22 protein-coding genes, 1 pseudogene and 1 riboswitch are annotated in these 26,067 nt (G+C 71.4%); of the genes and pseudogenes, 17 read left to right on the top strand and 6 right to left on the bottom strand.

The annotated features are described in order from the left end of the window. Positions 1-588 precede the first annotated feature (588 nt). From ACWDX7_RS23060 to gcvT, 4 genes are all read right to left on the bottom strand, one after another. Entirely contained in the window at positions 589-1,971 is a 1,383-nt protein-coding gene (locus ACWDX7_RS23060; RefSeq protein WP_451490015.1) for an L-serine ammonia-lyase, read from the bottom strand. A gap of 690 nt (positions 1,972-2,661) precedes the next feature. Beyond that, positions 2,662-3,918 carry a serine hydroxymethyltransferase gene (gene glyA, locus ACWDX7_RS23055; protein WP_451490014.1) on the bottom strand — a complete coding sequence of 419 codons (1,257 nt, stop codon included), beginning with the start codon at positions 3,916-3,918 and terminating at the stop codon, positions 2,662-2,664. A 17-nt stretch (positions 3,919-3,935) separates the two neighbouring features. After that, positions 3,936-4,319, bottom strand: a complete 384-nt coding sequence (gene gcvH / locus ACWDX7_RS23050; protein WP_451490013.1) for a glycine cleavage system protein GcvH — start codon at positions 4,317-4,319, stop codon at positions 3,936-3,938. Between the two features lie 125 nt (positions 4,320-4,444). Further along, positions 4,445-5,560 (bottom strand): glycine cleavage system aminomethyltransferase GcvT, encoded by a 1,116-nt coding sequence (gene gcvT, locus ACWDX7_RS23045; RefSeq protein WP_451490012.1) that lies wholly within the window; start codon positions 5,558-5,560, stop codon positions 4,445-4,447. 187 nt (positions 5,561-5,747) lie between these two features. After that, a riboswitch (glycine riboswitch) is annotated at positions 5,748-5,851 on the bottom strand. 252 nt (positions 5,852-6,103) lie between these two features. Between gcvT and ACWDX7_RS23040 the strand changes: the two genes are divergently transcribed. From ACWDX7_RS23040 to ACWDX7_RS22990, 11 genes are all read left to right on the top strand, one after another. Continuing rightward, a complete protein-coding gene (locus tag ACWDX7_RS23040) occupies positions 6,104-6,778 on the top strand; it encodes an AAA family ATPase (protein ID WP_451490049.1) in 675 nt (224 codons plus the stop codon). A gap of 115 nt (positions 6,779-6,893) precedes the next feature. Continuing rightward, the gene (locus ACWDX7_RS23035) at positions 6,894-7,628 is read left to right on the top strand and encodes an enhanced serine sensitivity protein SseB (RefSeq protein WP_451490011.1); all 735 of its coding nucleotides are present in this window, start codon (positions 6,894-6,896) and stop codon (positions 7,626-7,628) included. Positions 7,629-7,916: 288 nt separating this feature from the next. Then, a complete protein-coding gene (locus ACWDX7_RS23030) occupies positions 7,917-8,657 on the top strand; it encodes an enhanced serine sensitivity protein SseB C-terminal domain-containing protein (RefSeq protein ID WP_451490010.1) in 741 nt (246 codons plus the stop codon). 458 nt (positions 8,658-9,115) lie between these two features. Continuing rightward, positions 9,116-10,111 (top strand): ABC transporter permease, encoded by a 996-nt coding sequence (locus ACWDX7_RS23025; protein ID WP_451490009.1) that lies wholly within the window; start codon positions 9,116-9,118, stop codon positions 10,109-10,111. 89 nt (positions 10,112-10,200) lie between these two features. Next, the gene (locus tag ACWDX7_RS23020) at positions 10,201-11,979 is read left to right on the top strand and encodes an ABC transporter substrate-binding protein (RefSeq protein ID WP_451490008.1); all 1,779 of its coding nucleotides are present in this window, start codon (positions 10,201-10,203) and stop codon (positions 11,977-11,979) included. A 149-nt stretch (positions 11,980-12,128) separates the two neighbouring features. Next, positions 12,129-13,127: an ABC transporter permease gene (locus ACWDX7_RS23015; protein WP_451490007.1), complete on the top strand. Its 999-nt coding sequence runs from the start codon at positions 12,129-12,131 to the stop codon at positions 13,125-13,127. Next, positions 13,124-14,218 carry an ABC transporter ATP-binding protein gene (locus tag ACWDX7_RS23010; RefSeq protein WP_451490006.1) on the top strand — a complete coding sequence of 365 codons (1,095 nt, stop codon included), beginning with the start codon at positions 13,124-13,126 and terminating at the stop codon, positions 14,216-14,218. Before ACWDX7_RS23015 ends, ACWDX7_RS23010 begins: the two co-directional genes overlap by 4 nt. Then, on the top strand, positions 14,215-15,318 hold the full coding sequence (locus tag ACWDX7_RS23005) for an ABC transporter ATP-binding protein (protein ID WP_451490005.1): 1,104 nt from the start codon (positions 14,215-14,217) through the stop codon (positions 15,316-15,318). Before ACWDX7_RS23010 ends, ACWDX7_RS23005 begins: the two co-directional genes overlap by 4 nt. Before the next feature lie 189 nt (positions 15,319-15,507). Further along, a complete protein-coding gene (locus ACWDX7_RS23000) occupies positions 15,508-16,164 on the top strand; it encodes a trimeric intracellular cation channel family protein (protein ID WP_451490004.1) in 657 nt (218 codons plus the stop codon). Between the two features lie 109 nt (positions 16,165-16,273). Continuing rightward, positions 16,274-17,131: a thioesterase family protein gene (locus tag ACWDX7_RS22995; protein ID WP_451490003.1), complete on the top strand. Its 858-nt coding sequence runs from the start codon at positions 16,274-16,276 to the stop codon at positions 17,129-17,131. 151 nt (positions 17,132-17,282) lie between these two features. Beyond that, on the top strand, positions 17,283-18,446 hold the full coding sequence (locus ACWDX7_RS22990) for a cysteine desulfurase family protein (protein ID WP_451490002.1): 1,164 nt from the start codon (positions 17,283-17,285) through the stop codon (positions 18,444-18,446). Positions 18,447-18,485: 39 nt separating this feature from the next. Here the strand turns inward: ACWDX7_RS22990 and ACWDX7_RS22985 are convergent, their stop codons facing one another. Next, positions 18,486-19,184, bottom strand: coding sequence for an N-acetylmuramoyl-L-alanine amidase (locus tag ACWDX7_RS22985; RefSeq protein ID WP_451490048.1), 699 nt, complete (start codon positions 19,182-19,184; stop codon positions 18,486-18,488). Between the two features lie 71 nt (positions 19,185-19,255). On the opposite strand from ACWDX7_RS22985, the gene mnmA reads away from it, so the two are divergent. Next, positions 19,256-20,389 (top strand): tRNA 2-thiouridine(34) synthase MnmA, encoded by a 1,134-nt coding sequence (mnmA, locus tag ACWDX7_RS22980; RefSeq protein WP_451490001.1) that lies wholly within the window; start codon positions 19,256-19,258, stop codon positions 20,387-20,389. Positions 20,390-20,402: 13 nt separating this feature from the next. Here mnmA and ACWDX7_RS22975 read toward each other — a convergent pair whose 3' ends face one another. After that, the gene (locus ACWDX7_RS22975) at positions 20,403-20,846 is read right to left on the bottom strand and encodes a zinc-binding dehydrogenase (RefSeq protein WP_451490000.1); all 444 of its coding nucleotides are present in this window, start codon (positions 20,844-20,846) and stop codon (positions 20,403-20,405) included. A 2-nt stretch (positions 20,847-20,848) separates the two neighbouring features. On the opposite strand from ACWDX7_RS22975, the pseudogene ACWDX7_RS22970 reads away from it, so the two are divergent. The 5 genes and pseudogenes from ACWDX7_RS22970 to ligA form a co-directional block, all read left to right on the top strand. Continuing rightward, positions 20,849-21,252, top strand: a pseudogene (locus ACWDX7_RS22970) (helix-turn-helix domain-containing protein); the annotation flags it as partial. Between the two features lie 87 nt (positions 21,253-21,339). Next, positions 21,340-21,684, top strand: a complete 345-nt coding sequence (locus ACWDX7_RS22965; protein ID WP_451489999.1) for a DUF1330 domain-containing protein — start codon at positions 21,340-21,342, stop codon at positions 21,682-21,684. Positions 21,685-21,792: 108 nt separating this feature from the next. Continuing rightward, entirely contained in the window at positions 21,793-22,482 is a 690-nt protein-coding gene (locus ACWDX7_RS22960; protein ID WP_451489998.1) for an SDR family oxidoreductase, read from the top strand. Then, positions 22,479-23,474 (top strand): methionine synthase, encoded by a 996-nt coding sequence (locus tag ACWDX7_RS22955; protein ID WP_451489997.1) that lies wholly within the window; start codon positions 22,479-22,481, stop codon positions 23,472-23,474. The genes ACWDX7_RS22960 and ACWDX7_RS22955 overlap by 4 nt, the downstream gene beginning before the upstream one ends. 30 nt (positions 23,475-23,504) lie before the next feature. Then, complete coding sequence (gene ligA / locus ACWDX7_RS22950; protein ID WP_451489996.1) at positions 23,505-25,706, top strand: NAD-dependent DNA ligase LigA; 2,202 nt, start codon at positions 23,505-23,507, stop codon at positions 25,704-25,706. Positions 25,707-26,067: the final 361 nt, after the last annotated feature.

The following is a 26,067-nucleotide window of genomic DNA, read 5'->3' as shown; positions in this document are numbered from 1 at the left end:
CGCGTCTTCATCAGATCCCCTCCACCAGCCGACTCTCCATCAAGAGTTCACGCCCGATCCGACGGAACGGTTCCCGACCGCGACCCGCCCCACGGACCGGACAGCGGGGGCCGACACCCGTGGGGATACCGTACGCGGCTACACGCGGTGGCGGGCACATTCGGCCGTACGGGGCTGCCCTGGCAGGGCCACGACGGGACGGCACCTCCGGACCGGTTCGGGCCCGGCTACGGACCGGTTCTCTGCCGTCGCCGTAGCCAGGCCTCCGGCGCGGTCATGCTGCTGCCGGTGAAAAGCCGGCACGCGGCGGTGACGAGGCGGGGAAGTGGCGCTGGATCAGCGAGCCGCGTCACGACTGGACGAGCGTCGAGCCGACCGGTCAGCACACCCGGTGCCGGCCCCGTCTCCCGGGCATGGGCGAGCACCGGCTCCACCGGAGGCTGTGACATCAACCCCGCGGCCGCACCGTGTCACACCAGGACAGGCTCACCGTCGCGTGCCTGAGCAGCCGACCGGAATGCCGAAGGCCCCGCACCTTGCTCCTGCGAGGTGCGGGGCCTTCGGCTGGTCCGTACGGATACGGCTGCGTCAGCACTCGATGACGTTGACCGCGAGGCCGCCGCGGGCCGTTTCCTTGTACTTGACCTTCATATCGGCGCCGGTCTCCTTCATGGTCTTGATGACCTTGTCCAGGGAGACCTTGTGGGAGCCGTCGCCGCGCATCGCCATCTTGGCCGCCGTGACCGCCTTGACCGCCGCCATGCCGTTGCGTTCGATGCAGGGGATCTGGACGAGGCCGCCGACCGGGTCGCAGGTGAGGCCCAGGTTGTGTTCCATGCCGATCTCGGCCGCGTTCTCGACCTGCTCCGGCGTGCCGCCCAGGACCTCGGCGAGGGCGCCGGCCGCCATCGAGCAGGCCGAGCCGACCTCGCCCTGGCAGCCGACCTCGGCGCCGGAGATCGAGGCGTTCTCCTTGAACAGCATGCCGATCGCGCCCGCGGCGAGCAGGAAGCGGACCACGCCGTCCTCGTCCGCGCCCGGCACGAAGTTCATGTAGTAGTGCAGCACCGCCGGCAGGACGCCCGCCGCGCCGTTGGTGGGCGCGGTGACGACGCGGCCGCCCGCCGCGTTCTCCTCGTTGACGGCCATCGCGTAGATCGTCGCCCACTCGCTGCGGTGCAGCATCGGGTCGCCCTCGGTGCGCAGCTGGCGCGCCGTGGCGGCGGCCCGGCGCTTGACGCGCAGGCCGCCGGGGAGGATGCCCTCGGTGGACAGGCCGCGCGCGACGCAGGCCTGCATGACGCGCCAGATCTCCAGGAGGCCCTCGCGGATCTCCTCCTCCGTGCGCCAGGCCTTCTCGTTCTCCAGCATCAGGGAGGAGATGGACAGGCCGGTCTCGTTCGCGAGGCGGAGCATCTCGTCGCCGGAACGGAAGGGGTACTTCAGCTCGGTGTCGTCCAGCTTGATCCGGTCCTCGCCGACCGCGTCCTCGTCCACGACGAAACCGCCGCCGACCGAGTAGTAGGTCTTCTCCAGCAGCGGGGCGCCGGCCTCGTCGTACGCGAAGAGCGTCATGCCGTTCGCGTGGTACGGCAGGGAGCGCCGACGGTGGAGGATCAGCTGGTTCGGCTCGTCGAAGGCGATCTCGTGGACGTCGCCTATCTCGGTGGCCAGGAGCCGCAGGCGGCCGCTCTTGCGGATGCGCTCGACCTCCGCGTCCGCGGTTTCGACGTTCACCGTGCGGGGGGAGTGCCCCTCCAGGCCCAGCAGCACCGCCTTGGGGGTGCCGTGGCCGTGGCCGGTCGCGCCGAGGGAGCCGAAAAGCTCGGCGCGGACGGACGCGGTCTGGGCGAGGACCCCGTCCTTCTTCAGCCGCATCACGAACATGCGCGCCGCTCGCATCGGGCCGACCGTGTGGGAGGAGGAGGGACCGATGCCGATGGAGAAGAGATCGAAGACCGAGATGGCCACGGTGGCGGACTCCCTTGTCTGCTCGTGGGGTGGGAGGTGCGGGAGAGGCGGATTGCGCGGATTGTGTCCGGCTGATGAGCGTAACGCGTGGAGATGAACGATTCGTCCGCCCGCCGAGGCGGAGAGGGGCCGCGGGCGGACCGGATGTGGGGCGGCTCACACCCGAGCCGTGCGGAGGGCTCCCGTCCGGCCGCCCCCAGCCCATGGCATCCGGCACTGCGCCGTAACGCCTGGCGGGAGCGCCCGAGTACGTCCAGTAGCCCTCCGCCGTACGACGCACGGCGCCGGACACCGCGGGCCGCCCCCTTCGGCTGCCCGGCGCCAGGAATCCCACACGGCCCGGGGGCGATGAGAAGCGCCCGAGCGCCCGAGCGCCCGTACGAGCAGGCCGGCCCTCCCCGGTGCTGTGACCGGAAGGCGCACCGGCCGGTCGCACCGGAGGGGTCGACCTCTGGCGCGGCCCCGGCTCACCGCCCCGGCAGCTGCCAGGAGCGCCGGCCCGGCATGTCCCGAGGGGCACCACCGGGCGAGAACCGGTCGCCCCGGTACGGACGGAGACGGTCCGCCGTCCCGGAGACCGAGGCGGACGCCCGGCGGCCTCACCAACAAACCCTTCCACCCGTCACGGGCCCGGGCCCTGCCGTCGAAGTGGCGCCACGGCTCACTCCGACGGCAGGGTGGATCCATCGCTCAGAGCGAGGGGTACAGCGGGAACTTCGCCGCGAGGGCGCGGACGCGCGCCTTGAGGCTCTCCCCGTCGAACGCCGGCTTCAGCGCGGCCGCGATGATCTCCGCGACCTCGGTGAAGTCCTCGGCGCCGAAACCACGCGTGGCCAGGGCCGGCGTACCGATCCGCAGGCCGGAGGTCACCATCGGCGGCCGCGGGTCGTTGGGGATCGCGTTCCGGTTGACCGTGATGCCGATCTCGTGGAGGCGGTCCTCGGCCTGCTGGCCGTCCAGCTCGGAGTTGCGCAGGTCCACGAGCACCAGGTGGACGTCCGTACCGCCCGACAGGACCGAGACACCGACCTCGGTGACGTCCGGCTGCACCAGGCGCTCGGCGATGATCCTGGCGCCCTCCAGGGTGCGCACCTGGCGCTCCTTGAAGTCCTCCGAGGCCGCGATCTTGAAGGAGACCGCCTTGGCCGCGATGACGTGCTCCAGCGGGCCGCCCTGCTGACCCGGGAAGACCGCGGAGTTGATCTTCTTGGCCAGCTCCTGCGTCGACAGGATGACGCCGCCGCGCGGACCGCCGAGGGTCTTGTGCGTGGTGGTGGTGACGACATGGGCGTGCGGCACCGGGTTGGGGTGCAGACCCGCGGCGACCAGACCGGCGAAGTGCGCCATGTCGACCATCAGGTACGCGCCGACCTCGTCCGCGATCCGCCGGAAGGCGGCGAAGTCCAGCTGGCGCGGGTAGGCGGACCAGCCGGCGACGATCAGCTGCGGCTTGGACTCCTTGGCGAGGCGCTCGACCTCGGCCATGTCCACCTGTCCGGTCTCGTCCACGTGGTACGGGACCACGTTGTAGAGCTTGCCGGAGAAGTTGATCTTCATGCCGTGGGTCAGGTGACCGCCGTGGGCCAGGTTCAGACCCATGATCGTGTCGCCCGGCTTCAGCAGCGCGAACATCGCGGCGGCGTTGGCCTGCGCACCCGAGTGGGGCTGCACGTTCGCGTGCTCGGCACCGAAGAGCGCCTTGATGCGGTCGATCGCGATCTGCTCGACCACGTCGACGTGCTCGCAGCCGCCGTAGTAGCGGCGGCCCGGGTAGCCCTCGGCGTACTTGTTGGTCAGGACGGAGCCCTGGGCCTCCATGACGGCGACCGGAGCGAAGTTCTCCGACGCGATCATTTCCAGGGTCGACTGCTGGCGTACGAGCTCGGCGTCGACGGCGGCGGCGACGTCCGGGTCGAGCTCGTGGAGCGGGGTGTTCAGTACGGACATGGAGATCCCCTGGGCTTTCAGTTGTCGGAGTGGGTGAGCGCGGCGTACTCCTCGGCGGTGAGCACGTCGGTCGGCTCCTGCGAGACGCGCACCTTGAACAGCCAGCCCCCCTCGAACGGCGCCGTGTTCACGAGCGCCGGGTCGTCCACGACGTCCTGGTTGGCCTCGACGACCTCGCCGGTGACGGGGGAGTACAGGTCGCTGACCGACTTGGTCGACTCCAGCTCGCCGCAGGTCTCGCCCTCGGTCACGGTGGAGCCGACCTCGGGGAGCTGGGCGTAGACGACGTCACCGAGCGCGTTGGCCGCGAACTCCGTGATGCCGACCGTCGCGACGCCGCCCTCGGCGTCCGACAGCCACTCGTGCTCCTTGGTGTAGCGCAGCTGCTGGGGGTTGCTCATGGCCTGATTCTCCTGGATGCGGGGGAGTGGATACGAACTGCGGTCTTGGGTACTGAGACGGCGCCGTACGGGTGCCCTACGGGAATTCCGTACGGCGGCGGTCGTGGGCAGGAACGGCTCGGGGACTACTTCTGCCGCTTGTAGAACGGCAGGGCCACGACCTCGTACGGCTCATGCGTACCGCGAATGTCGACGCCGACGCCGCAGGTGCCGGGCGCGGCGTGCGCCGCGTCCACGTACGCCATCGCGATCGGCTTGCCCAGCGTCGGGGACGGGGCGCCGGAGGTGACCTCGCCGATGACCTGGCCGTCGGCCACGACGGGGAAGCCGGCGCGCGGGACGCGGCGGCCCTCGGCGATCAGGCCCACGAGCTTGCGCGGCGGATTGGTGGCGGCGCGCTCGGCGGCGGCCTCCAGCGCGGCGCGGCCCACGAAGTCGCACTCCTTCTCGAACTTCACCACCCGGCCCAGACCCGCGTCGAAGGGGGTGAGGGAGGTGCTCAGCTCGTGCCCGTACAGCGGCATGCCCGCCTCCAGGCGCAGCGTGTCACGGCAGGAGAGGCCGGCCGGGACCAGGCCCGCGCCCTCGCCCGCCTTGGTCAGCGCCTGCCACAGCTCCACGGCGTGCTCGGGGGCGACGAACAGCTCGAAGCCGTCCTCGCCGGTGTAGCCCGTACGCGCGATCAGCGCGGGCACCCCGGCCACCGTGCCCGGCAGGCCCGCGTAGTACTTGAGGCCGTCCAGGTCGGCGTCGGTGAGCGAGGCGAGGATGCCGGGGGACTCGGGCCCCTGCACCGCGAGCAGGGCGTACGCATCGCGGTCGTCGCGGACCTCGGTGTCGAAGCCGGCGGCGCGCTCGGTGAGGGCGTCGAGGACGACCTGGGCGTTGGAGGCGTTGGCCACGACCATGTACTCGGTCTCGCCCAGCCGGTAGACGATCAGGTCGTCGAGGATGCCGCCGTCCGCCTGGCAGATGTGCGTGTAGCGGGCCCGGCCGACCCCGACCGTGGAGATGTTGCCGACCAGCGCGTAGTCCAGGGCCTTGACGGCCTCGGGGCCGGTCAGGGTGATCTCACCCATGTGGGACAGGTCGAAGAGGCCGGCCTTGGTGCGGACGGCGTTGTGCTCGTCGCGCTCGCTGGCGTACCGCAGCGGCATGTCCCAGCCCGCGAAATCGGTCATGGTCGCACCGAGGGAACGGTGCAGCGCATCGAGGGCGGTCAGACGGGGGGCAGTGCTCATGGGTGTGGCTCCCGGGTCCCAGGGCATCGACATGACATGACGAGGACGTTCCTCCCCATCTGTCATCGGAACCTGAGAGGTTCGCCGGGAGTTCCCCCGATCTTTCGATCACCGGGGAAACCCGACTTGCACCTTGGGTGGAGCGCGCGCCCCGCGGACGGCGGCGCGGCTCGCTTTTCAGATCTGCCTCATCCACGCGGTACGGGGCCTGAGAGATTCAAGGGAGGTACTTGCTCCTTCGGCGCCCGGGCACGGCCTCGCGGCGTGCCGGGACTCTCCCGCGCGGATTCAAGCGGCCGGTATGCAATTGGTCCAGATGGCGCACATCATTGCACGCCCCGGTGACGACCGGGGCGTGCGGGCCCGGAAGACGTACGGACACCCGTACGGACACCCGGACGGACACTGGGGCGCACACCGGCGCCGGCGCCGGGGCGGGCGGGTATCGACCGGCGGACGGCGGACCGCAACCGGGGGCCGCGGGATTACCGTCTCTTTACACTCAGTGGGCATGGGCCCTGGCGGCCCGAATCGGGGGAGGCGATCACTGTGCGGAGATTCGGAGTGGTAGTGGCGGCGGCGGGAACCGTGGAAGGCGTCCCGGCGCAGTGCGGTGCGCGCCCGCCCGAGGCCGTCCCCGGGGAAAGCCGGGTACGCGACCTGCGCGGACCTGGGTTCCGCGGCCCGCAGCGGCTCACCTTCGCCGAGGGGGACGTCGTGGTCGTCTCCGGCCTGCCGGGCGGCGGCAAGAGCACGCTGATCAAGCGGGCGGCGGCGGGCGGAGGCATCGACTCCCAGGACGTGCGCGAGCGCTGGGAGCGGCGGATGCCGGCGGCGCTGCCGTACGGCCTGTACCGGCCGCTGGTCCGCGCCGCGCACTACTGGGGGTTGTGGCGGACCCTGCGCTCCGGAGCCTCCGTCGTCGTCCACGACTGCGGGACGCAGAGCTGGGTACGGGGCCTGCTCGCCGCGGTGGCGCGCCGCCGGGGGCGGGCGCTGCACCTGCTGCTCCTGGACAGCAGCCCCGAGGAGGCCCTGTCCGGTCAGGTGGCGCGCGGCCGCCGCGTGTCGGCGTACGCCTTCGCCCGGCACCGGGGGGCGGTGGGCCGCCTGCTGCGCGACGCCGAGGCCGGCCGGCCGCCGGCGGGCTGCGCCTCGGTGGTCCTGCTGGACCGCCGCTCGGCCGCCGCCGTGACCCGCATCGTGTTCCGCCCGTAGCCGCCCGTAGCCGGGCGGGGCCGGGGCCGGCCAGCGGCCGCCCGGACCGGACGGGGGGCGCGCCGCAGCCGATAGCCTCGGCGCGATACGACGGGACCACGGAGGGGCGAGGAAGATGCAAGGCAGCGGCTGGCCGGCAAATGAGCTGGAGCAGGTGCTCGGGGCGGCGCTGGGGCAGCCCGACGCGGGGGCGCGGATCCTGGAGGTGCTCGGGCGCAGCCGGGTCTGGGTGCCGCTGCCCGGCGGGGGCGGCCCCGACGCCGCGAGCCTGAGCCTGCCCACGATGGACATCGGCGGGGCGGCGTACGTCCCGGTGTACAGCTCGGAGGCGCAGTTCCTCGCCTGCGCCGGTACCGGCATGGACTTCGCCGTCGCCCCCGCCGCGGAGTTCGCCCGCGGCCTGCCCCCGCAGCTGGGCATCGCGGTCAACCCCGAGGGCGCGGTCGGCGTCCCGCTGCCCCCGCCCGCCGTCGCCGAGCTGTGCCGCGCCGGCGGGGCCCCGCTCGACGCGCAGGCCACCGGCGGCCGCGTCCGGCTGTACGAGCCCGACTGGCAGGAGGACCCGGTCGACTTCCTGGCCGCCGCGGCCGAGGAGTTCCGGGCCTGCGGCGTGGTCGCCGCCGCCCACCGCTGCCTCGCCAGTGTCGAGGGCGGGGCGCCGCAGCTGTTCATCGGCGTCCGGCTGCTGGGATGGGAGCCCGAGGAGCGCAACGCCCCGATGGACGCCCTCAGCCGGGCGCTGGCCCAGGTTCCGCCGCCGTGGCCCGTGCAGCTGATCCTGCTGGACGCCGCGCAGGACCCGATGACCGACTGGATCCGCGAACACGTGCGCCCCTTCTACCTTCCGTAGGGGCCGTTCCCCGGGCTCCAGCTGCCGTGCTCCCGCGGTCCGCGAGGTCCCGCCGCCCCGGCCGTCCGGTGCGCGGACTCACCGTCTCGCGGGCGGTCCGGCCACGACGGCTTCCTCGGCCTCGCGCTCGCACCCTCCCCGGCCTGCGGGCCCGGCGGACCCGATGGCACCGGACGTGGCTCCCTGCTCCGGTCCGATGGGCAGGCCACCCCCTAAGCTGGTGGCGTCTCCGGCCGCACGCGTGGCCCGGGTACGCGTGGACGACGGGCGGACGAAGAGGGGTACCGGGTGAGTGCGTCAGGCACGGCCGCGGCCGGGCAGGTCGAGCACATGCTGCGCCAGGTGACTCCCGGGCGCTATGAGAGCTACGAGTCGCTTCTGCACACCCTCGCCGAGGGCCGGCTGTGGATGCTGCTGTGGCAGGGGCAGCCGGGTGCCCCGGACGCCCAGTACGGCGGCATGGAAGTCGAGGGCCTCGGATACGCGCCCTGCGTCACCTCCCCGCAGGAGCTGACCGCCAGCGGCTGGAACCGGGGCTACGAGGTCGTCACCGGCCGGGACGTCGCCCGCGCGCTCTACCCGGACCGCTGGGGCCTGTGGCTCAACCCGCACGCCCAGGGCGGTGGTCTCGGCGTCCCCTGGGCCGACCTGCGCCGCATCGCGACGGGCCTGGACCGGATGCCGGCCGGGCCGCTGCGGCTGTCCGAGCCCGCCATCGAACTCCCGCAGTTCTACGGGCTGCTGACGCAGCACGCCCACCGTACGCCCGCCGTCCGGTCGCTGCGCCGGGCGTGGGTGCAGCCGGCGCTCGGGTCGCCCTACCTCGCGGTGGGGCTCGACCTGTACGACGCCTCCGCGCCCGCGCTGGAATCCGTACGGGAGATGATGCGCCAGTCGGTCGGCGTGGTCCCCGAGGGTGTCCCGGTGTGCACGGTCGCGCTGGCGGACGAGCACGATCCCGTCGCGATGTGGCTGCGCGCGCAGAGCCGCCCCTTCTACGACCGTGAGGGCCAGGCACCGGCGTACTGACCCCGGAGCCCCACCGGACCCGGGAGACACACCCCCAGCCCAAGCATCCGCATAGCGAGACATCCGTCTCGAAGGCCGCACCGATCCCATCGGTGCGGCCTTCGGCATATCAGCCGAATCCGACCAAGAAACGCGACGGAAACGGCAGTTGGCCGCGATGTCCGTTCCGCGCCGAACGGACGGTGTTTCACCGCTCAACAGAGCACGCGGTTCGGATAGCGGAAGGCGGCGACGCAGATCACGGTTGCGCATCACATCACCGGCAGGGCTGGCGGGCGGTTGAGACGCCGTTGAAGACTCCCCCCACCGAAGGCCGGTCAATCACACGACCACCCGTTCTTCCCGTGCACTTCAGGCGCATTTCGCGTCGACGCACCATCAGCGACGCCGATAGAACCAAGCCGCCACAGCGGCGGGCATGGGCCGGCCACCGTCGGCCGAGAGGGGTCCCCAGCACGATGACGGCACCACTGCACGACACCAGCGCGGCCGAGCCCGCAGCCGTGGCCGCCCCCGAACTCCCGCAGAAGGCGATCGAGGGACGCTCGCCGTGGCAGATCGCCTGGCTGCGGCTCAAGCGCGACAAGGTCGCCCTCGCCGGCGGTGTCATCGTGCTCCTGCTGGTCATCGTCGCGATCTTCGCGCCGCTGATCGTCAAGGCCTTCGGCCACCCGCCGGAGGAACTGCACGAGGACATGCTGGACCCGCTGCTTGGCCTGCCGGCCGGTGACTGGGGCGGCATCAGCAAGGACTTCCTGCTGGGCGTCGAGCCGGTCAACGGCCGCGACGTCTTCAGCCGGATCGTCTACGGCGCCCGCATCTCGCTTCTGGTGGCCTTCCTGTCCGCCTTCGTGGCGGTCTCCCTGGGGACCTTCTTCGGCATCATCGCCGGCTACTTCGGCGGCTGGGTCGACGCGGCCATCAGCCGCGTCATGGACCTGCTGCTGGCCTTCCCGCAGCTGCTGTTCATCATCGCGCTGGTCTCCGTCATCCCCAACGAGCTGTGGGGCTTCGAGGGATCGGGCCTGCGGATCGCCGTACTGGTGCTGGTCATCGGATTCTTCGGCTGGCCGTACATCGGCCGCATCGTCCGCGGTCAGACGCTCTCCCTGCGCGAGCGGGAGTACGTCGAAGCCGCGCGCAGCCTCGGTGCGGGCCGCTTGTACATCCTCTTCCGCGAACTGCTTCCGAACCTGGTGGCGCCGATCACCGTCTACTCGACGCTGATGATCCCCACCAACGTGCTGACCGAGGCCGCCCTGAGCTTCCTCGGAGTCGGCGTCAAGCCGCCCACGCCGTCCTGGGGAGAGACCCTCTCCACGGCCGTGCGGACCTACGAGGACGATCCGCTCTTCATGATCTTCCCCGGCGTGGCCATCTTCATCACCGTGCTGGCCTTCAACCTCTTCGGCGACGGCGTCCGCGACGCCCTCGACCCGAAGGGCTCCCGCTAGCGAGACCGCAGGGGCAACGATTCACCGGCCAGGGCACGGGACCCGGAGCCGGAACGACACCGGAACTACAACGGAGGGTTGCGAGCATCGTGACTACCCATCGCACGTCGAAGCGCAGACTTGCCGCCGGCACCGCCGTCGTGCTCGCGGCCATGCTGACCGCGACCGCCTGTGGCGGCGGAGAGAAGACCGACGACCAGAAGACGGCCGCCGGCGGCAGCTTCAACGCCGGCATCGGCAAGGTCTCCAACCCGTCCGACAAGAAGGGCGGCGAGCTCAAGTTCGTCGGCACACAGGAGGCCGACTCCTGGGACCCGCAGCGCGGCTACTACGGCTTCATGTGGGACTTCGCCCGCTACTACACCCGCCAGCTGGTCAGCTTCAAGCCGGCTCCGGGCACCGAGAGCACCGAGCTGGTCCCCGACCTGGCCACCGCCAAGGCCGAGATCAGCGACGGCGGCAAGACGTACAAGTACACCCTCAAGGACAACGTGACCTGGGAGGACGGCACCCCCGTCACCGCCCAGGACGTGAAGTACGGCATCCAGCGCACCTGGGCCCAGGACGTCATCTCCGGCGGTCCGGTCTACCTGCAGGAGGTCCTCGACCCGAAGCTTGAGTACCCGGGCCCGTACAAGGACACCAGCCCGGACAAGCTCGGCCTCAAGCAGATCGAGACGCCGGACGCGAAGACCATCATCTTCAAGCTCCCGCAGCCCAACGGTGACTTCGAGCAGATGCTCGCCATGCCGGCGGCGAGCCCGGTCAAGCAGGAGAAGGACACCGCGGCCAAGTACGGCCTCAAGCCCTTCTCCAACGGCCCGTACAAGATCGACTCGTACGAGCCTAACAAGAGCATGAAGCTCTCGCGCAACGAGCACTACAAGCCCGAGTCGGACACCATCCGCAAGGCGCTCCCGGACACCATCTCGGTCACGTTCATGGCGAACGCGGACGACATGGACAAGCGCCTGATGAACGGCGAGTTCGACCTCGACCTCAACGCGACCGGCATCGGCCAGGCGGCCCGCTCCACCGCGCTGAAGGACCACAAGGGGAACCTGGACAACGGCCAGACCGGCTTCATCCGGTACGCCGTCTTCCCGCAGACCGTCGCCCCGTTCGACAACATCGACTGCCGCAAGGCCGTCATCTACGCGGCCGACAAGAAGTCCCTGCAGACCGCCCGCGGCGGCCCGCAGGCCGGTGGCGACATCGCCCCCAACATGCTCCCGCTGGGCGTCAAGGGCTCCGACGCCAAGTACGACCCGTACGGGGTCCTGCAGAACGACGGCAAGCCGAACCTCGAGAAGGCCAAGGAGCACCTCAAGGCCTGCGGCAAGCCGGAAGGCTTCAAGACCACCATCGCGGTCCGCAACAACAAGCCGGTCGAGGTCGCCACCGCGGTCTCGCTGCAGAACGCCCTCAAGCAGGTCGGCATCGAGGCCAACGTCGACCAGTTCGACGGCGCCCAGACCTCCGGCATCATCGGCTCGCCCAAGGTCGTCAAGGACAAGGGCTACGGCATCATCATCATGGGCTGGGGCGCCGACTTCCCGACCGGTCAGGGATTCTCCCAGCCGCTGGTCGACGGCCGCTTCATCCGGCAGAGCGGCAACAACAACTTCTCCGAGCTGAACGACCCGGCGATCAACAGCCTCTTCGACCAGGCCATCGCGGAGACCGACCCGGACAAGGCCGGCGAGATCTACAAGCAGATGAACCAGAAGGTCTCCGAGGCCGCGGTCTACCTGCCCTTCGTCTACGACAAGACGATCACCTGGCGCAGCAGCCGGCTGACGAACGCCTACACCGCCGACGCCTTCAACGGCCGGTACGACTACGCCTCCCTGGGCGTCGTCAAGTAGCGGTTCCCGGACCGGTTCCCGTTCCACCTCCAGTTCCAGAGTTCCAGTGCCACACCCGCTAGGCACGAAGGGCAGGTGATGGCCGCGGTTACGGCTTGGGGGCGCTCTCCAGAAGAGGGCGCCCCCGGGCCGCAGCCAGGCCGAGCGCAGTGCTTGCATATCTCATCCGACGGATCTTCGCCGTCATCGTCATGCTGTTGGTCATCTCGCTGGTGACCTTCGGAATCTTCTTCCTCTTCCCGAAGATGATCGGGACGGATCCGGCGCTGTACTTCGTCGGCAAGCAGTCCGACCCCGCCGCCATCGAGGGCATCCGGCAGAAGATGGGTCTCGACGACCCGATCCTCGTCCAGTTCGGCAAGTTCGTCGTCGGGCTGGTGGCGGGTCGCACGTACGCCAACGGCTCCGACGTCACGCAATGCGCCGCGCCCTGCTTCGGCTACTCCTTCAAGACGGAGCAGGAGGTGTGGCCGCTGCTGCTGGACTGGGTCCCGGTCACGCTCTCGCTCGCCGCGGGCGCCGTGGTGCTCTGGGTCGTCGGCGGTGTCGCCACCGGCGTCACCTCCGCCCTCAAGCGCGGCACCGTCCTGGACCGCTCCGCGATGGGCGTCGCCCTCGCCGGCGTCTCCCTGCCGATCTACTTCACGGGCATGCTCGTCATCGCCCTCTTCTCGGACCAGCTCGGCTGGTTCGGCCGCCCCGAGGCCAGCTTCGCCGACGATCCCGGCAAGTGGTTCAACGGCATGGTGCTGCCGTGGGTCTCGCTCGCCTTCCTCTACGCGGCGATGTACGCGCGGCTCACCCGCGCGACGATGCTCGAAGTCCTGAACGAGGACTACATCCGCACGGCCCGCGCCAAGGGCCTGACGGAACCCGTCGTCATCGGCAAGCACGCCATGCGCTCGACGATGACGCCGATCCTCACCGTCCTCGGCCTGGACCTCGGCGCCCTCATGGGCGGCGCGGTGCTCACCGAGTACACGTTCTCGCTGCACGGCCTCGGCTACAACGCCGTACGGGCCATCAGCGACCACGACCTGCCGGTCATTCTGGGCATCACCCTGATCTCCGCCTTCTTCGTCGTCGCGGCGAACCTCATCGTTGACCTCCTGTACGCGGTGATCGACCCCCGAGTGAGGCTGTCATGACGGACCTGACCACGACCGGAGCTCTGGGCGAGCCCGTCGACGGCACCGTGCCCTCCACGGCCTTCCTCGAAGTGCGCGACCTCAAGGTGCACTTCCCGACCGAGGACGGCCTGGTCAAGTCCGTCGACGGACTGTCCTTCACGCTGGAGAAGGGCAAGACCCTCGGCATCGTGGGCGAGTCAGGCTCCGGCAAGTCGGTCACCTCGCTGGGCATCATGGGCCTGCACCGCGTCGGCCAGTACGGCCGCCAGCGGGCCCGGATCTCCGGCGAGATCTGGCTGGACGGCAAGGAACTGCTGTCCTCGCCGGAGGAGGAGGTGCGCAAGCTGCGCGGCCGGGAGATCGCGATGATCTTCCAGGACCCGCTGTCGGCGATGCATCCGTACTTCACCGTCGGCAAGCAGATCGCCGAGGCGTACCGGGTCCACAACAAGGTCGACAAGAAGGCCGCCCGCAAACGGGCCGTCGACCTCCTGGACCGCGTGGGCATCCCCGAGCCGCACAAGCGGGTCGACAGCTACCCGCACGAGTTCTCCGGCGGCATGCGCCAGCGGGCGATGATCGCGATGGCGCTCGTCAACAACCCCGAACTGCTCATCGCGGACGAACCGACGACGGCGCTGGACGTCACCGTCCAGGCGCAGATCCTCGACCTCATCCGGGACCTGCAGAAGGAATTCGGCTCCGCGGTCATCATGATCACGCACGACCTGGGCGTGGTCGCGGAAATGGCCGACGAACTCCTCGTGATGTACGGCGGCCGGTGCGTCGAGCGCGGCACGGCGGAGAAGGTCTTCTACGAGCCCCGCCACCCCTACACCTGGGGCCTGCTGGGGTCGATGCCGCGCATCGACCGGGACCAGACCGAACGGCTCATCCCGGTCAAGGGCTCGCCCCCCAGCCTCATCAACATCCCCAGCGGCTGTGCCTTCAACCCGCGCTGCCCGTACGCCGACGTGCCCAAGGACAACGTGACCCGCACGCTACGGCCCGAGCTCACGCAGGACGGCAACCGCCACTGGTCCGCCTGCCACATGTCGCAGGAAGAGCGGACCCGGATCTGGACCGAAGAGATTGCGCCGAAGCTGTGACCGACATCAAGAAGACGGAAACGGCCGCCCTTCCCGCGCAGGCCGGTGACACGCCGAAGCCGCTGCTCAAGGTGACGGGGCTGGTCAAGCACTTCCCGATCCACAAGGGGCTGCTGCGGCGGCAGGCCGGCGCGGTCAGGGCCGTCGACGGCATCGACTTCGACGTCCGGCAGGGTGAGACCCTGGGCATCGTCGGCGAGTCCGGCTGCGGCAAGTCGACCATGGGCCGCCTGATCACCCGGCTGCTCGAACCGACCGGCGGCACCATCGAGTTCGAGGGCAAGGACATCACGCACCTGGGGGTGGCGGGCATGCGGCCGCTGCGCCGCGATGTGCAGATGATCTTCCAGGACCCGTACGGCTCGCTGAACCCGCGCCACACGGTGGGCACCATCGTCAGCGCTCCGTTCAAGCTCCAGAAGGTCACCCCGCAGGGCGGGCTCAAGACGGAGGTGCAGCGGCTGCTGTCGCTGGTGGGCCTCAACCCCGAGCACTACAACCGCTACCCGCACGAGTTCTCGGGCGGCCAGCGCCAGCGCATCGGCATCGCGCGGGCGCTGGCACTGAACCCGAAGCTGGTGGTCGCGGACGAGCCGGTCTCGGCGCTCGACGTGTCCATCCAGGCGCAGGTGGTCAACCTGCTGGACGACCTCCAGGAGGAGCTCGGGCTCACCTACGTGATCATCGCGCACGACCTGTCGGTCATCCGGCACGTCTCGGACCGCATCGCGGTGATGTACCTGGGCAAGATCGTCGAGCTCGCCGACCGCAAGTCGCTGTACGAGGCGCCGATGCATCCGTACACGACGGCGCTCATGTCCGCCGTGCCGGTGCCCGACCCGCGGCGGCGCGGAGCGAAGAGCAGGCGGATCCTGCTCAAGGGCGACGTACCGTCGCCGATCTCGCCGCCCAGCGGGTGCCGCTTCCACACGCGGTGCTGGAAGGCGACGCGGATCTGCACGACGCAGGAGCCGCCGATGCTGGCCCTCAAGACGGGCCACCAGGTGGCCTGCCACCACCCCGAGAACGCCCCCGACCAGGCGCCGGGCGACCAGCCCCTGCCGGGCGCGGCGGACGCGGTGGCGACGGTTTCGCAGTAGCGGCCGAAGCGCCGGCGGGGCCGGATCGCGCGAGCGATCCAGGCCCCGCCGGCGTGTGGGGGCCGGTGCGGGGCGGGGCCGCGCCGGGGCGGGGCTGCGGCGGGGCTGCGGCGGGGCCGGCGCGGGGGCGCGCGGCCCGGTGGGAGACGTTCGGCGTCGAAGGGCTCCCCGGCGGGCGAGAATGACCCGGTGCTCCACGATCTCTTCCCGCCCGGGATCCAGCATGCCCTGGACCTCGCCGGCATCTTCGTCTTCGCCACCGCGGGCGCCCTCCTCGCCGTCCGCAAGAACTTCGACGTCTTCGGCATCGCCGTCCTCGCGCTGGTGACGGCCCTCGGCGGCGGCCTCTTCCGCGACCTCGTCATCGGGGCCGTCCCGCCGGCCGCCTTCGGCGAGCTCAGCTTCTTCCTCACCCCGCTGATAGCCGCCGCGATCGTCTTCTTCCTGCATCCCGAGGTCCAGCGGATCAACCGCGCCATCAACGTCTTCGACGCGGCCGGACTCGGGCTGTTCTGCGTGACGGGCACGACCAAGGCGTACGAGTACGGCCTCGGCCTCACCGCCTCCGCCGCGCTCGGGCTGGCCACGGCCGTCGGCGGCGGCGTACTGCGCGACGTCCTCGTCAACGAGGTGCCGTCGCTGCTGCGCGACCGGGAGATGTACGCCGTCCCCGCGGTCATCGGCGCCTCGATGGTCGCCGTCTTCATCGGCCTCGACGTCCTGAACGCCTTCACCACCGGCCTCGCCATCGTGACCACCTTCGTCCTGCGGCTGCTGGCGATGCGCTACCACTGGCGGGCGCCGCTGGCCTGGAACCGCCGTTCCTCGGTGTCCGAAGAGCCGTAGGCCACTCCCGACCGGGCCCCGACCGGGCCCCGGTCGCGCCCGGCCGCGCCCCGGTCGAGCTGCCGTCAGAAAGCTACCGCTTAGTAGCGTGCCGGTGTACCGTCGCTCCATGTCACACGCAACGACCCAGGCGTCCATCGGCGACAGCGAGTTCGACCGCGACACCGCCCTCGTCCCCCGCGTCGGCGAGCCCGGCGTGTACGACGCGGAGCTGTCCGCCGGCTGGACCATCATCAACGCCGTCAACGGCGGCTATCTGCTGGCCCTGGTCGGCCGCGCCCTGTCGGCGGGCCTGCCGCATCCGGACCCCTTCACCGTCTCCGCGCACTACCTGACCTCTTCCGTACCCGGTCCCGCCGTGATCCGCACGCAGGTCGTACGCGCCGGCCGCACCCTCTCCACCGGCCAGGCCTCGCTGTTCCAGTACGACGAGAACGGCGCCGAGATCGAGCGGATCCGTGTCCTCGCCTCCTACGGCGACCTCGAGGCCCTGCCCGACGACGTGCGCACCACGGCCCGGCCGCCCGTCATGCCCGCGTACGAGGACTGCCTCGGCGCCGAGGCCGGCCCGGCCCCGATCCCGGGCAGCTCCGCGATCGTGGACCGGCTGCGGCTGCGCCTGGACCCTGCGACCGCCGGCTGGGCCGTCGGCGCGCCCTCCGGCAAGGGGGAGATGCGGGCCTGGTTCGAGCTGGCCGACGGCCGTGACGCCGACCCGCTGTCCATGCTGCTGGCGGTGGACGCGCTGCCGCCGACCTGCTTCGACCTCGGCCTGATGGGCTGGACCCCGACCGTGGAACTGACCGCGCACATCCGCCGCCGACCGGCGCCGGGCCCGCTGCGGGTCGCCATCACCACCCGCAACCTGGCCGGCGGCTTCCTGGAGGAGGACGCCGAGGTCTGGGACTCCGCGGACCACCTGGTGGCCCAGTCCCGTCAGCTGGCCCGCGCACCGCGCCAGACCTGACGTACCTCCAAGGTGCCCGCCGGACTCCGTCCAGAAGGAGCCGCGGGCCCCGGCCGCATGCGCGCGGGGACGCTGTCCGCCGCGGGGACGGCGCCCGGCGGGCCTCGGGCGGGCGCGAGCCCGCCCGAAGGGCTCGTAGAATCGAGGGATCATGGCCTACCTCGACCACGCCGCCACCACGCCGATGCTGCCGGAGGCCGCCGCCGCGATGACCGCGCAGTTCGCGGCCACGGGAAACGCGTCCTCCCTGCACGCTGCCGGCCGCCGGGCCCGCCGTACCGTCGAGGAGGCCCGCGAGGCCCTCGCCGAGGCGATCGGCGCCCGCCCGAGCGAGGTGGTCTTCACCGCCGGCGGCACCGAGGCCGACAACCTCGCCGTCAAGGGCCTCTACTGGGCCCGCCGCGGCGCCGACCCCGCCCGGACCCGGATCCTCTGCAGCCCCGTCGAGCACCACGCCGTGCTGGACGCGGTCCACTGGCTCGCCGAACACGAAGGCGCGCAGGTCGACTACCTGCCCGTGGACCGCTACGGGCGCGTGCACCCCGAGGCCTTCCGGGAGGCGGCCGGACGCAACCCGGACGATGTGGCCCTGGCCACCGTCATGTGGGCCAACAACGAGATCGGCACGGTCATGCCGATCCGTGAACTGGCCGCCGTCGCGGCCGAGTTCGCCATCCCCTTGCACTCCGACGCCGTGCAGGCCTTCGGGCAGCTCGACGTCCGCTTCGGCGACAGCGGCCTCGCCGCCCTGACCGTCAGCGGCCACAAGATCGGCGGGCCGTACGGAATCGGCGCGCTGCTCCTCGGCCGCGACCAGAGCCCCGTCCCGGTCCTGCACGGCGGCGGCCAGGAACGGCACGTGCGCTCCGGCACCCTCGACGTCCCGGCCGTCGCCGCCTTCGCGGTCGCCGCCGTCCTCGCCGCCGAGCGGCGCGAGCGGTTCGCCACCGAGATCGGCGCCCTGCGCGACGAACTCATCGCCGCCGTCCGCGCGGCCGCGCCGGACGCCGTCCTCGGGGGAGACCCCGACGACCGGCTCCCGGCCAACGCGCACTTCAGCTTCCCCGGCTGCGAGGGCGACTCCCTGCTGCTCCTGCTCGACGCCCAGGGCATCGAGTGCTCCACCGGCTCCGCCTGCACGGCGGGCGTGGCCCAGCCCAGCCACGTCCTGCTGGCCGCCGGCACCGACCCCCAGCTGGCCCGCGGCACCCTGCGCTTCTCCCTCGGCCACACCTCCACCAAGGCCGACGTCGCAGCCCTCGCCGCGGCCATCGGCCCGGCGGTGGACCGCGCCCGCACGGCCGGCCTCAGCTAAGCGGTTCCTCCAGGCCCGCGGAGATCGCCCGGACAGGGCCTACGCGGGCCGGCGGAGCTCTTCCCGGATGAGGCCCACATACCGGTCCCAGTCCCAGTGGCGGCCCGGGTCCGTGTGGTCGGCGCCCGGCACTTCGGAGTGGCCCACCAGGTGCGCGCGGTCCGCCGGTATGCCGTACCGGCGGCAGACATCGGCCGCCAGCCGGGCCGACGCCGCGTACATCGCGTCCGTGAAGTCCTGCGGGCGGTCCACGAACCCCACGTGCTCGATGCCGACGCTGCGCTCGTTCATCGAGCGGTTTCCCGCGTGGAAGGCGACATCGAGCTCCCGGACCATCTGCTCGATGTGACCGTCCTGGCGGACTATGTAGTGCGCCGACGCCTTGTGCCAGGGGTTCTTGAAGGCACCCACCGAGGACTCGAAGCCGCCCTGTGTGACATGGACGACGATCCGGTCCACGCGGTAGTCGTCCGGCCGGTCCGCGAGCCGCCAGTTCGCCGGCGAGGCAGCGGTCCAGCGCGCCCCCGCATGGTCGAGCTCGCCCTCCTTGCGCGGTTTGGACACCCCCGGCACCAGCCACCAGGCCCGCCGGATCTCCTCCCGGCCGGCGATCGCCGCCACCGTGAAGATCCCGAGCCCCCCGAACAGCACGGCCCTGCGGGTCCTGCCCGCGGCTCCGCTCCCGCTCTTCCCCGGAGCCCGACCGGCTCCCCCCGCACGCTTCCCGCCCTTGCGCATCATGTGATCCACCCCCTGCACCCGATAACGCGCGGTGACCCGGCACGGTTCCCCGTACCCTGGACGGTGCTATGACTGAGAACCTGCCGCGCACCCCCCGCCCCCTTCGCGTCCTGGCCGCCATGTCCGGCGGCGTGGACTCCGCCGTCGCCGCGGCCCGCGCGGTCGAAGCCGGACACGACGTGACCGGCGTCCACCTCGCGCTGTCCGCCAATCCGCAGTCCTTCCGGACCGGCGCCCGCGGCTGCTGCACCATCGAGGACTCCCGGGACGCCCGGCGCGCCGCCGACGTCATCGGCATCCCCTTCTACGTCTGGGACCTCGCCGAGCGCTTCCGCGAGGACGTCGTGGAGGACTTCATCGCCGAGTACGAGGCCGGGCGCACCCCGAACCCCTGCCTGCGCTGCAACGAGAAGATCAAATTCGCGGCGCTGCTGGACAAGGCCCTCGCCCTCGGCTTCGACGCCGTCTGCACCGGCCACTACGCCACCGTCGTCGTGAAGGAGGACGGCTCGCGCGAGCTGCACCGCGCCTCCGACATGGCCAAGGACCAGTCGTACGTCCTCGGCGTCCTCGACGAGAAGCAGCTCGCCCACGCCCTCTTCCCGCTCGGTGACACCCTCACCACCAAGGAAGAGATCCGCGCCGAGGCCGAGCGGCGGGGCCTGGCGGTCGCGAAGAAGCCCGACAGCCACGACATCTGCTTCATCGCCGACGGCGACACCCAGGGCTTCCTCGCGAACCGCCTCGGCAAGGCCGAGGGCGACATCGTGGACGAGACCGGCGAGAAGGTCGGCACCCACGAGGGCGCCTTCGGCTTCACCATCGGCCAGCGCAAGGGCCTGCGGATCGGCCACCCCGCCGCCGACGGCAAGCCGCGCTACGTCCTCGACATCTCCCCGGTGAACAACACCGTCACCGTCGGCCCCGCCCGGGCCCTCGACGTCACCGGCCTCACCGCGATCCGCCCCCGCTGGTGCGGCTCCACGGCCGCCGCGCCGGGCACCTACACCGCCCAGCTGCGCGCCCACGGCGGCGAGACCGAGGTCTTCGCCGAACTCGTGGACGGCGAACTGCGCGTCTCCTTCACCGAGCCGGTCCGCGGCGTGGCCCCCGGCCAGGCGATCGTGCTGTACGACGGCACGCGCGTGGTCGGCTCCGCCACGATCGCCACCACCACGCGCGCCGCGGCCTCGTCCGTCTGAGCGGCCCGGGTGCTCAGACCACCGTCAGGACGATCCTGCCGGTGGTGCGGCCGCGTTCGCCGGTCTGGTGGGCCTTCGCGGCCTGCACCAGCGGCAGCACCGTGTCGAGCAGCGGCTTCAGCAGGCCCTGCTCGACCAGGGCCGCGATCTCCTCCAGGCCCTTCAGGTCCGGCTCCACGAGGACCCAGGCGGCCCGCCTCCCCTGCGTGTCGGCCGGGATGCCGTCCGGCCCGGGCAGGGTCACCAGGTGGCCGCCCGGCTTGAGTACCCGCAGGGAGCGCTGCCCGTAGTCCCCACCGATGGCGTCGATCACGACGTCCACGTCCGTGACGGCGTCCTCGAAGTCCGTGGTGCGGTAGTCGATCACCTCGTCGGCGCCGAGGCCGCGCAGCAGGTCGTGCTTGCCCGCGCTCCCGGTGCCGATCACGTACGCCCCCCGGGCCTTCGCGATCTGCACCGCGAGGATGTGCCACCCCGCCCGCCGCCGCATGCACGAGGACCCGCTGGCCCGCCCGCACCCCGGCCGTAGCCACCACCACCGCCACCCGCGCCTGGGCCCTGGAACGCCTCGCCGAACCGATCACCCTGGCCGAGCTGGCCGCCCACGCCCGGATGAGCCTGCGCACCTTCACCCGGCGGTTCCGCGACGAGGTCGGCATGACCCCGGTGCAGTGGCTCACCGCTCACGCCTGGAGATCGCCCGGCACTTGCTGGAGTCCAGCGATCTGGCCGTGGAACTGGTCGCCCACCGGTCGGGTTTCGGCTCCGCCAACTCGCTGCGCCAGCACATGCGCGCCGGCCTCGGCGTCTCGCCGATCGCCTACCGCCGCACCTTCCGTCCGCAGCTCTCCGCCCCCGTATGACCTCGCAAGGCCGTCGTCCCGCGCGGCGACCTGGCAGGATCGCCTCAACAGCCCGCAACCGCAGGCCGATTGAACGGGGAGAAAGCCATGACCGCGTACGCCATCGCCCTCATACGGCCCGAGGCCGTGAACGAGGACATCCTGCGCTACATCGAGGAGATCCAGTCGACCATGGACCCCTTCGAAGGCCGTTTCCTCGTACACGGCAAGGAGGTCGAGGTCCTGGAGGGGCCCTTTCCCGGCACGATCGTCATGATCGGCTTCCCGGACATCGAGCGGGCCCGCGCCTGGTACGCCTCGCCCGCCTACCAGGAGATCCTTCCGCTGCGCACCGCCCACATCGCCGGGGAGGCCTTCCTGGTCGAGGGCGTGCCGGCCGACTACGACGCCGGGAAGACCGCCGCCGCCCTGCGCGAGGCCGCCGGTCTCTGACCCGGCACGGCCGGGCCGCCCGCCCCGCCGGAGGCGGCCCGGACCGCCCGCGCGCACGCCTCCGGGGCCGGGGCGTGCGCGCGACCCCGGGGTGCGAGCATGGGCGGTATGGCTACTCACCTGATCACCGGTGCCGGGTCCGGCATCGGCGCCGCTGTCGCGGCCCGTCTGCACGCCCGCGGCGACGACCTCGTCCTCCTCGCCCGCGACGCCGGCCGCGGCAAGCAGCTCATCGACCGCTACCCGGGCGCACGGGCCCTCGTCGGCGACCTCGCCGACCCCGACCGGCTCTCGTGGGCCTTCTCGAAGCAGGCCGTCCCGGAGCGGATCGACTCGCTCCTGCACATCGCGGGGATCGTGGACCTCGGCCCCGTCGGCGAGCTGCGCCCCAAGACCTGGCACCAGCAGCTCAACGTGAACCTGATCGCCCCGGCCGAGGTCACCCGGCTGCTGCTGCCGACCCTGCGGGCCTCCCGGGCGAACATCGTCTTCGTGAACTCCGGCGCCGGGCTCCACGCGCACGCGGACTGGAGCGCGTACGCCGCCTCCAAGCACGGCCTGAAGGCCCTGGCCGACTCCCTGCGGGAAGAGGAGAAGGAGAACGGGATCCGGGTCACCTCCGTCTACCCCGGCCGCACCGCCAGCCCCATGCAGGCCAAGGTGCACTCCCAGGAGGGCAAGGAGTACGACCCCGCCGCCTGGATCGATCCCGAGTCCGTGGCGACGACCATCGTGATGGCCGTCGACCTGCCCCGCGACGCCGAGGTCAACGACCTGAGCGTCAGGCCAGGCCGATGAGCGCGGGCGCGACCGGGGTCGGTTCGCTGCCGGGCGGCGATGCCCGCGAGGCCGCGAGGACCGTCACCGGGTCCTTCGAGGAGTTCCCCCACCTGCCCGAGCTGCCCGCCCGGGGGCCCGGCGCGGACATGCTGGGCCGCACCCTCGGGCTGCTCGTGGACCTGTACGCCCACGTCGAGCCCAGCGGGTGGCGGATCAGCGACCGTCCGGGCCGGGACTCGAAGAGGGCCCGGTCCTGGCTCGGGGAGGACCTGGACGCCCTGGAGGAATTCACCCAGGGCTACACCGGCAAGCTCAAGGTCCAGGCCGTCGGGCCGTGGACCCTGGCCGCCGGCCTGGAGCTGCACGGCGGCGAGGCCGTGCTCCAGGACGCGGGCGCCTGCCGGGACCTGGCCGCATCGCTCGCTGAGGGCCTGCGCGGGCACCTGGCGGACGTACGCAAGAGGATCCCCGGCGCCGACATCGTGCTGCAGTTCGACGAGCCGTCGCTGACGGCGGTGCTGCTCGGGCGGGTGCGGTCGGCGAGCGGCTACCGGACCTACCGGGCCGTGGACCGGCAGGTGGTCGAGGGCACGCTGCGCGAGCTGTTCTCCGTCACGGACGCCATCGGCGGCGGGGAGGTGATCGTCCACTCCTGCGCGCCCGAGGTGCCCTTCGGACTGCTGCGGCGGGCCGGCGTCACGGGCGTGTCGTTCGATTTCTCCTTGCTCACCGAGCGCGAGGACGACGCCATCGGCGAGGCCGTCGAGGACGGCATGAAACTCTTCGCCGGAGTGGTGCCGGGCACCGACGTCCCGTTGTCGGACCCTGCCGGTAGCGTCATGGGTGTCAGGAAGCTTTGGCGCAGGCTGGGGCTGGCCCCGGGGACTCTGGCGGAGTCCGTCGTGGTCACGCCCTCGTGCGGTCTGGCGGGCGCTTCGCCCGCCTATGCCCGTGCGGTGCAGGCCCATTGCGTCAGGGCGGCGAGGTCGCTCGCCGACAACCCTGAGTGACGGTCGGGACGGGCCACGGGAGGACACGGCATGGCAGCCGAACAGCAGGACACGGCAGTACCGGCGGCGGTGCGTGAGCAGCACATGCTGCTGGCCGAGCAGGTCGAGGAGCACCGCTTCCGGTACTACGTGAACGACCAGCCGGTCATCAGCGATGCCGAGTTCGACCGGCTGCTGCGTTCGCTGGAAGCACTGGAGGAGGAGTATCCCGAGCTGCGGACGCCCGACTCGCCCACCCAGAAGGTGGCCGGGGCGTACGAGACGGACTTCGCCTCCGTCGTGCACCGGGAGCGGATGCTCTCCCTCGACAACGCCTTCGACGACGAGGAACTGGCCGCCTGGGCCGAGCGGGTGGCCCGGGACGTGAACACCTCCGACTACCACTACCTGTGCGAGCTGAAGGTGGACGGCCTCGCCGTCAACCTCACCTACGAGAACGGCCGGCTGGCCCGCGCCGCCACCCGCGGCGACGGCCGCACCGGCGAGGACATCACGCCCAACGTCCGCACCATCAAGGAGATCCCCGACCGCCTCCAGGGGGACCGGATCCCGGCCCTCGTGGAGATCCGCGGCGAGGTCTACTTCCCGATGGAGAAGTTCGAGGAGCTCAACGCGCGGCTGGTCGAAGCGGAGGGCAAGCCCTTCGCCAATCCGCGCAACGCGGCGGCCGGCTCGCTGCGCCAGAAGGACCCGAAGGTCACCGCCACCCGCCCGCTGCACATGGTGGTGCACGGCATCGGCGCGCGGGAGGGCCTGCGGATCGAGCGCCAGTCGGAGGCCTACGAGCTGCTGCGCGGATGGGGCCTGCCCACCGCCGCGCACTACAAGGTCGTCTCCTCGCTCCAGGAGGTCCGCGAGTTCATCGCCTACTACGGCGAGCACCGGCACTCGGTGGAGCACGAGATCGACGGCGTGGTCGTCAAGGTGGACGAGATCGGACTCCAGGGCCGCCTCGGCTCCACGGCCCGCGCCCCGCGGTGGGCGATTGCCTGGAAGTACGCCCCCGAAGAGGTCAACACCAAGCTCATCGACATCAAGGTCGGCGTCGGCCGCACCGGGCGCGTGACCCCGTACGCGCAGGTGGAGCCGGTGACGGTGGCCGGCTCCGAAGTCGAGTTCGCGACGCTGCACAACCAGGAGGTCGTCAAGACCAAGGGCGTGCTCATCGGGGACACGGTCGTGCTGCGCAAGGCGGGCGACGTCATCCCGGAGATCCTCGGCCCGGTGGTGGACCTGCGGGACGGCAGCGAGCGGGAGTTCGTCATGCCCGCCGAGTGCCCCGCGTGCGGGACGGCGCTGCGGCCGATGAAGGAGGGGGACATCGACGTCCGGTGTCCCAACGCGCAGACGTGCCCGGCCCAGTTGCGCGAGCGGCTCTTCTACCTGGCGGGCCGCCAGAGCCTGGACATCGAGAACTTCGGCATGGTGGCGGCGGCCGCGCTGACCAGCCCGCTGGAGCCGGCCGAGCCGCCGCTGCTGGACGAGGGCGACCTCTTCGGCCTCACCGTCGAGCAGCTGCTGCCCATCAAGGCCTACGTCCTCGACCAGGACAGCGGGCTGCCGAAGCGGGACCCGAAGACGGGCGAGGAGAAGATCGTCACGGTCTTCGCCAACCAGAAGGGCGAGCCGAAGAAGAACACCCTGGCGATGCTGGAGAACATCGCGGCCGCCAAGAACCGCCCGCTCGCCCGCATCATCAACGGCCTGTCGATCCGTCACGTCGGACCGGTTGCGGCGGAGGCACTCGCCCGCGAATTCCGGTCGATCGAGCGCATCGAACAAGCCACCGAGGAGGAACTGACCGCGACCGACGGGGTCGGCGCGATCATCGCCGCCTCCCTCAAGGAGTGGTTCGCCGTCGACTGGCACCAGGAGATCCTGCGCAAGTGGCGCGAAGCCGGTGTGCGGATGGAAGAGGAAGGTTCCGGCAAGGAGGAGGGGCCGCGCCCGCTCGAAGGGCTCACCGTCGTCGTCACCGGCACTTTGCAGAGCCACACCAGGGACGGCGCGAAGGAAGCCCTGCAGAGCCGCGGCGCCAAGGTGACCGGCTCCGTTTCCAAGAAGACCTCCTTCGTCGTCGTCGGCGACAACCCCGGCTCGAAGTACGACAAGGCCGTGCAGTTGAAGCTTGCCGTCCTGGACGAGACCGGTTTCGCGGTCCTGCTGGAGCAGGGCCCGGACGCGGCCCGGGAAGCCGCGCTGCCGGTGGACGGCGGGAGTGAAGCGGAGTAACACCGCGTGGGAGAACCCCTCCGGGGGAGTGGCGAAGGTGAACGGATGCGTGGCGTGCGGACGTACGGGCGGGCGCACGCCAGGCGCGGCGGCCGGGGGCGAACGGCCGGTACAAGCCTGGCCGGAGGGCGGTGACCTGTCGGATCATCGGAGGGGCGATCGGGGGGTCCTGGTCCGGACTCACCCGTTCGGCGGATACCGTACTGATGAGGATGGCTGGGTCGCATTCGGGCAACCGCCGCCGACCGCTGCCCTTGGGGGCCTCTCGCGTCCTACTGTTGAGGGGTGCGCCCGTCGTGCACGGCTGCCCGGTGTGGTTCCGGCCGTGATGGCATGACAGCGGGGCCATCGCGTGACATCG

Source organism: Streptomyces sp. NPDC003034 (genome assembly GCF_053591375.1).
The sequence above is the reverse complement of the archived record's forward strand: the minus strand, read 5'-3'. Positions and strand labels throughout refer to the sequence as shown.